Source organism: Nocardioides sp. Z43_10, from assembly GCF_059766615.1.
This window is the reverse complement of the sequence record NZ_JCBAJY010000010.1, coordinates 112,286-119,048: the sequence shown is the minus strand read 5'-3', so window position 1 is coordinate 119,048 and position 6,763 is coordinate 112,286. Positions and strand designations below refer to the sequence as shown.

Annotated in this window: 8 protein-coding genes and 1 tRNA gene; 6 read left to right on the top strand and 3 right to left on the bottom strand. The window is 69.4% G+C overall.

The window, feature by feature from the left end; genetic code table 11:
• Nucleotides 1-190 precede the first annotated feature (190 nt).
• Both AC6EI4_RS17450 and AC6EI4_RS17445 read left to right on the top strand, forming a co-directional pair.
• Nucleotides 191-1,039 carry an RCC1 domain-containing protein gene (locus AC6EI4_RS17450; protein WP_498452242.1) on the top strand — a complete coding sequence of 283 codons (849 nt, stop codon included), beginning with the start codon at nt 191-193 and terminating at the stop codon, nt 1,037-1,039.
• A gap of 203 nt (nt 1,040-1,242) precedes the next feature.
• Nucleotides 1,243-1,316 (top strand) — tRNA-Gly (locus AC6EI4_RS17445).
• Between the two features lie 15 nt (nt 1,317-1,331).
• On the opposite strand, the gene AC6EI4_RS17440 is transcribed toward AC6EI4_RS17445, so the two are convergent.
• A complete protein-coding gene (locus tag AC6EI4_RS17440; protein ID WP_498452241.1) occupies nt 1,332-1,700 on the bottom strand; it encodes a hypothetical protein in 369 nt (122 codons plus the stop codon).
• Nucleotides 1,701-1,864: 164 nt separating this feature from the next.
• Here AC6EI4_RS17440 and AC6EI4_RS17435 point away from each other — a divergent pair, with 164 nt between their 5' ends.
• Both AC6EI4_RS17435 and ubiG read left to right on the top strand, forming a co-directional pair.
• Nucleotides 1,865-2,302: a hypothetical protein gene (locus AC6EI4_RS17435; protein ID WP_498452240.1), complete on the top strand. Its 438-nt coding sequence runs from the start codon at nt 1,865-1,867 to the stop codon at nt 2,300-2,302.
• A gap of 68 nt (nt 2,303-2,370) precedes the next feature.
• Nucleotides 2,371-3,150 carry a bifunctional 2-polyprenyl-6-hydroxyphenol methylase/3-demethylubiquinol 3-O-methyltransferase UbiG gene (gene ubiG / locus AC6EI4_RS17430; RefSeq protein WP_498452239.1) on the top strand — a complete coding sequence of 260 codons (780 nt, stop codon included), beginning with the start codon at nt 2,371-2,373 and terminating at the stop codon, nt 3,148-3,150.
• A 23-nt stretch (nt 3,151-3,173) separates the two neighbouring features.
• On the opposite strand, the gene AC6EI4_RS17425 is transcribed toward ubiG, so the two are convergent.
• Together AC6EI4_RS17425 and AC6EI4_RS17420 are read right to left on the bottom strand one after the other, a co-directional pair.
• Nucleotides 3,174-4,676 carry an amino acid permease gene (locus AC6EI4_RS17425; protein ID WP_498452238.1) on the bottom strand — a complete coding sequence of 501 codons (1,503 nt, stop codon included), beginning with the start codon at nt 4,674-4,676 and terminating at the stop codon, nt 3,174-3,176.
• A gap of 39 nt (nt 4,677-4,715) precedes the next feature.
• A complete protein-coding gene (locus AC6EI4_RS17420) occupies nt 4,716-5,423 on the bottom strand; it encodes a DUF4184 family protein (protein ID WP_498452237.1) in 708 nt (235 codons plus the stop codon).
• Nucleotides 5,424-5,518: 95 nt separating this feature from the next.
• Between AC6EI4_RS17420 and AC6EI4_RS17415 the strand changes: the two genes are divergently transcribed.
• Nucleotides 5,519-6,046 carry an RNA polymerase sigma factor gene (locus AC6EI4_RS17415; protein ID WP_498452236.1) on the top strand — a complete coding sequence of 176 codons (528 nt, stop codon included), beginning with the start codon at nt 5,519-5,521 and terminating at the stop codon, nt 6,044-6,046.
• Between the two features lie 3 nt (nt 6,047-6,049).
• Entirely contained in the window at nt 6,050-6,754 is a 705-nt protein-coding gene (locus AC6EI4_RS17410; protein WP_498452235.1) for a hypothetical protein, read from the top strand.
• Nucleotides 6,755-6,763: the final 9 nt, after the last annotated feature.

Below are 6,763 nucleotides of genomic sequence, written 5' to 3'. Positions count from 1 at the left end.
GCATAGAGAGCTGCCCGCCGATCACCTGGACCGAGTCTGGCCGGACGCCGGTCCTACGGGAATCGTCTAGTAGCCGCGTTAGACGCCCGGGTCTGCCGATGAGCGACCGTTGCGAGTGTCGACGCGATGGGGTCCGTGGGCGCGGAGGGCCGCGCCCACGGACGCTCGATCTCCCGGGCATGCTGGTGCGGTGAATATCCACGCCCTCGCTGCGGGGCCGCGCCATTCGCTGGGACTGCGGATCGATGGGGCCGTCGCCTCAGCCGGGGCAGGGGCAGCCAGCGAGTCTCGCACCGCCGATTGGGCAGAGGTGGTGGCGGTGGCGGCTGGGAATGTACATGCGGCGTCCAACACCGGGCGGTCACACAGCGTGGGTTTGATCGCGGACGGCACCGTGACCGCGGTGGGCTGGAACGGGCACGGCCAGTGCGACGTGGCCCAATGGCGCGAGATCACCGCTATCGCCGCAGGCTGGCGCCGCACGCTCGCTCTGCGGGCGGACGGCACCGTCGTCGCTGCGGGACGTCGCGACGAAGGAGCATGCGACGTCGGTTCATGGCGCCAGATCGTCGCACTCGCCTGCGGGGACTGGCACTCGGTAGGCCTGGGCAGGGACGGGACCGTCGTGGCCAGCGGAAACGAGATACGCGGGCAGTGCAGACTCGAAGCTTGGCGTGACGTCGTCGCTGTCGCGGCGGGTTCGGTCCACACCGTCGCGCTCACCACGACCGGAACCGTCCTCGCGGCAGGATCGAAGTCGGCAGGTGCTTGCGAGGTGGACCAGTGGTCGGACGTCATGGCCGTGGCCGCCGGCAGCCACCACACGGTGGCCGTGACCTCGTCCGGCCGGGCGATGGCCGTGGGCAAGAACGACGCGGGTCAGTGCGATGTCTCGACCTGGCGGGAGATCGTCGAGGTCGCTGCTGGCGCCAACCACACACTCGGGCTTCGGGCGGATGGATGCGTCCTCGCCGCCGGCGGCAATGAGTACGGCCAGAGCGACGTTGGCGGATGGGCCGCCATCGGGCGTCCAGTCTGACGGGGGCCACCTGCTGTCCATCCGGGCAACAGGGTCTCCGCATCTGCTGCTGCGATTGCGTCCGCAGGCTGCGTGTTACCGGCGCGATCGCGACGCTCTTACCTGGCGTGGAGGCCTGAGGTCCCAGAGTCGCACCCTGGCGCCCGCACGGTCCCGAAGGGGGTTCATACTACGAACGTGTCAGCCTCGTCAGAGGCTGCCTCGCGGACGTGGTGTAGTTGCAGCACGCTTCCCTTCCAGGGAAGGAGTCGAGGTTCAAATCCTCGCGTCCGCTCCATATGCCAGAGCTGGGCTAGAACGGCAGCGGCTGGTGATCGGCGGCGACGATCAGCAGCCCGACCACGCGTAGCTCGTTGTCGACGGCGACTCGCCCCATGACTTCGCCGGCCTCGCAGTTCAACGTCGTGACCCCGACGACCGTTCTGAGGATCTCCTCGTCCTCCTCGATCCTCTCCCCGCCCGGAAGCGCGACGTGGATGTCGGACTGCCTCTCCAGTGCCCCGATCTCGGCCAGCACGCTGGACCAGGTGTCCATCACCAGGCTCTCTGGCAGTTGGCTGCGGACGTCGGGGTGGAGAAGCTCTTCGAGGCTCGCGTAGTCGCCGGCGCTGATGAGTTGGAGCACGCACTCGGTCAGCGCGCGGACCTGATCGATGGACATGCGTCCTCCCGTGTCATGCCGAGTGCCTCGCCGATCTCGGCTTGGGCTGCGACGATCGGATCCACGCCCGCAGCCAACGTTGACGCGGACTGTCAACCAATGGATTACAACTCGTGGTGCCAGGCGTCACGGAACCGATGCCGCCACCTCCCCGTCTGCTCCACATGAAGCAAACGCCCCTGCTCGTCCTCGCCATGATGCTGGGCGTCGCCTTCGCCCCCTTCCCGCAGGCGCCGGCGGTCGCCTCCTGCGTGAGTCCGTACCTCGAGGTCACCGAGCCGCTCCTGCTCGAGCGTGGCGCGTACACAGTGATCGAGGGCCGTGCGTTCGTCGATGGCTGCCGCGACACCATGACCTGCTCCGGTGTCTGGGGCTGTGACGACTGTGAGTACGACGACCCGCCTCCGCAGCCGTTCGAGGACGTGACCCTGCGACTCGTGCAGGGCGACGACTCGTGGCTCCTCGACAGCACCGACGCCGAGGTCGAGGACGACCATCTGGGCTGGGCGACCTGGAGCTTCGACGTACCCCTCGACGCAGAGCCGGGCCCGGCCAGGTTGGTCTCCGAGCACACGGAGCCCGTGCGCGTCCGGATCCGATAAAAGAGCCGTGCCCTCCCCGCCGGCCGGCCCTACGCTGGTGAGATCCGCCTAGCCGGAGGGTGCCCGCCATGCCGATCGACAACGACATCTACGACCGCGAGGGCGCTGGCTGGTGGGACGAGGGCAACCCGCTGAACATGCTGCACGGGAGCATGACGCCGGCGCGGGCCGCCTACTTCCACCAGGTGCTGATCGAGCGCCTGCGGCTCGACCCGGCGGGACTGCGCGCGCTCGACGTGGGCTGCGGCGGCGGGTTCCTCGCCGAGCAGTTCGCGCGGATGGGCTGTCGGGTCGTCGGCATCGACCCCTCCGCGGTCTCCATCGACACCGCACGCCGCCACGCGGGTGAGGCCGGGCTGGAGATCGACTACCGGGTCGGCCGCGGGGAGGACCTGCCGGTCACCGACGGCGAGTTCGACCTCGTCTACTCCTGCGACGTCCTCGAGCACGTGTCCGACCTCCAGCTGGTGCTCGGCGAGATCGCCCGCGCCGCGAAGCCCGAGGGCGTGTTCCTCTTCGACACCGTCAACCGGACCCGGACCAGCAAGCTGCTCGCGATCAAGGTGATGCAGGAGTGGCCGCTGACCCGGATCGACGAGGCGAGCATCCACGACTGGGACATGTTCATCACCCCCGCCGAGCTGACGGCCGGCCTGCGCGCCGAGGGCCTGCACGTGCGCGACATCGTGGGCCTCGCCCCCCGCGCGAACCCGCTCTCGGTGCTGCGGAACACCTTCCGCGCCAAGCGAGGCAGCATCAGCTACGGGGAGCTGAGCCGCCGCCTCGAGTTCGGCGCGGTCAAGAACGACCGGATGTCGTACATGGGCTTCGCCCTCAAGTCGAGCTGACCGTCGCGTGCCCCGCCGAGCGCCTAGACGACGTCGGGGGTGGCCTCCGGAGCGGGCTGGGCCTTCCCGAGGCGGGAGTGGCGGTAGCCGTACACGGCGTACACGACCAGCCCGATGGCCATCCACACCAGGAACCGGACCCAGGTGCCGCCGGTGAGGTTCAGCATCAGGTAGGAGCACAGCAGCACCGAGGCGGTCGCGACCACGTAGACCGCCGGGGTGCGGAACGACCGGGGCAGGTCCGGGCGGCTGCGCCGCAGGATGACCACGCCGATGCTGACCAGCACGAACGCGAAGAGCGTGCCGATGCTGACCAGGTTGACCAGCGTGGCCAGGTCGACGAAGCCGCCGATGATCGCCACCGCGACGCCGGTGATCAACGTGATCACGTACGGCGTGCCGAACCGCGGGTGCACCTTGGCGAGGACGGGGGGGAGCAGCCCGTCGCGGGCCATCGCGAACGCGACCCGGGTCTGGCCGAGCATCAGGATCATCACCACCACGATCAGGCCGATGCAGGCCCCGATCGAGATCAGCCGGCCCATGAACTCCAAGCCGACGGAGTCGAAGGCGGTCGCCAGCGGGGCGGGGTCGCCGGCCTCGATCTCGGTGTAGCTCCGCATGCCGGTGACGACCAGGCTGACCGCCATGTAGAGCAGGGTGACGATGACCAGCGACCCGAGGATGCCGCGGGGGATGTCGCGCTGCGGGTTCTTGGTCTCCTCGGCGGTGGTGGCGACCACGTCGAAGCCGATGAAGGCGAAGAACACGATCGAGGCGCCGGCGATCACGCCGGCGAGGCCGTAGACGGCCGGCTCGATGCCCAGCAGCCAGCTGATCAGGGTGACGTCCATGAAGCTGCCGCTCGCCTCGGGCGCGGGCTTCGAGGGCGGGATGAACGGCGTGTAGTTGTCGGCCTTGATGTGGCCGATGCCGAAGATGATGACCGCGGCGATCACCAGCAGCTTGATCGCCACGATCACCTGGTTGATCTGGCTCGACAGCTTGATGCCGCCGATCAGGATGCCCATCACGAGCAGCGAGATCACCACCGCCGGCAGGTCGACCGTGCCGTTCGCCGCCGATCCCAGCGAGGTCGGCACCTCGAGGAACGTGCCCGCGAAGACCTCCTGGAAGTACCCGGAGAAGCTCGTGCTCAGGGCCGCGGCGCCGATGGTGAACTCGAGGGCGAGGTCCCACCCGATGATCCAGGCGATGAGCTCGCCGAAGGAGGCGTAGCTGAACGTGTAGGCGCTCCCGGCGACCGGCAGCGTGGACGCGAACTCCGCGTAGCACAGCGCGGCCAGCCCGCAGGCCAGCCCCGCGATCGCAAAGGAGATCGTGATCGCCGGACCGGAGTTCGTCTTGGCCACGGTCCCGGTCACCACGAAGATCCCGGCGCCGATGATGACGCCGACCCCGAAGATCAGAAGGTCCAGGACACCCAGGTCCTTCTTCAGCCGGTGCTCCGGCTCGTCGGTCTCGGCGATGGACTGCTCGACCGACTTCGTCCGAAAGAGTTGCATGTCAGCACCGTAATGACGCCACCGGCCGCATGTCATCAGTCAGCGTGAGCCGCGTCGCTCGGCGGCCGGTGGATCCTCGGCCCTCCGGACCACCCGCCACGCGAGCGCCACGACCAGCAGCACGAGCAGCGCGGCACCGACGGCCGCCTCCGGATCCCGCAGCGCGATCCCGACCCCCAGCACGGTCGCGGGGACCGGAACCAGCCAGAGCCCGCTGCCCTCCGCCGCCGGCGGGCGCGGCACGACCGGTCGCCGGTTCAGGCGGAGCAAGCCGTACGCCGCCACCGCCGCGGCGCCGAGGACCGTCGAGGCGTGCTGGAGCCAGCGGTACAGCGGGACGGGGCCGTGCTCCTCGCGCAGGAACGCCAGGTCCCGCACCAGGAACCCCCAGTCGTGGGTGGCGGAGTCCCACAGCACGTGTGTCCCCGCCCCGATCGCCACCGTCAGTGGGGCCAGCAGCCACGCCCGTCGTCCGAGTCGCCCCTGCGCCGGCACACGGTCCCGCAGGTACGGCGTCAGGTCGACCACGGCGTCACGCACCACGGCGAACCACAGTCCCAGCAGGACCAACCCGATCACCGCGTCCACGGCGACCCCCCAGCCGCTGTGCGTCGTCTGGTAGCTCACCCCCACCGGCAGGTACACCGGCGTGTCCGGCGCGACCGCGCCCACCACCAGCGCGCTCAGCGGCAGGCCGAGCCCCTGCAGCGGCAGCACTACCGCGGGGTGGGCCGGGGCCAGAGGCATCACCCGAGGATAGGGCGGTAGGGCGTGCCCTCAACCTTTCGAGGACCTTCCCCGTCAATATCGGGAATGAGGTTCGTGAGCGGCTCGGAGGCGACATGACTGCACGGCCCAGGTCCGCGTTGCCTGAGGAGTTCGCCGACTTCGTCGCGACGTCGTCCCGTCCGCTCCTCGGGCTCGCCTATGCGCTGACTGCCAACACCCACGACGCCTGGGATCTGACTCAGGAGACTCTGGCTCGCGTGGGGGAGCGGTGGGACCGGGCCGAGATCGGACAGCCGATGGCCTACGCCCGCACTGTGATGGTGCGGCTGAACATCGACCGGTTGCGTCGCCTGCGACGCGAGCTGCCGCTGCACATTTCCTCCACCGAGGATGCGGTCCTGGACGTCACCAACGAGATCGACCCGTGGTTGGTCGACGCACTGGCGACGCTCTCCCCGAAGCAGCGGACCGCGGTGGCATTGCGGTTCGTCGAGGACCTGGACGTCCGGACGATCGCGGAACGCATGGACTGCTCGGAGGGCACCGCGAAGAGTCATCTTTCGCGCGCCCTGGAGCGGCTCCGCGCCCAAGCACGTGACAACGACGTTCGACTCCGCCCACGGTCGACAGCACAGGAGTGAGCGATGACCGACGCAGACGAGCAGATCAAGGCTGACTTCGAGCGGCTGGCATCCGCGTTGATCCCGCCGTACGACGCGACCGAACGCGTCGCGCAGCGGATCGCCGAGCGTCGCCGCCTGCGACGTACAGCCCTCCTGGGAGGTGCCGCTGCGCTGATCGTGGCGACGGCACTCACCTGGTCGATCCGGTTCGGCGACGGCGACGGGTCGGCCATCGTGGCGATCGACCCGGCGGTTCCGACGGATTCGGTGGTGCTGACACGTCCCGATGGGTCGACCTACACCTTCGGCGACGCCACGCTCGTCTGCCGGCCTGATGAGGAGGGACGACTGACCATCGTGGCCGAGACGAAGTTCCAGGCGGTGGGCCAGCGGCTCCTGCGGCCGTTCCTCAGCTTCGAGGCCAGGGTGCGTGAGCTGGAGCTGGGACGCACCTACGAGCTGCCGATCGAGGGTTTCACACGAGTACTGGCCCCGGGGGTGGTTGCCAACGACCGGCCGCTGAGCGTGTTCGCCGCAGACATGGACCCGGAGGGCCGGGAGGGCGACGGCAACGAGGTCGCCAGCGGCGAGGCCGGCTCGGCCGGCACGGTGCGGGTCCTCGAGGCGTCGTGCGGCCCCACCCCCACCCTCCGGGTCGAGCTCGACGTGACCCTCGGCAGCGAGATGGAGATGGGGACCCTGGACGTCACGGGTCTCCTACGGTGACCCACGGGG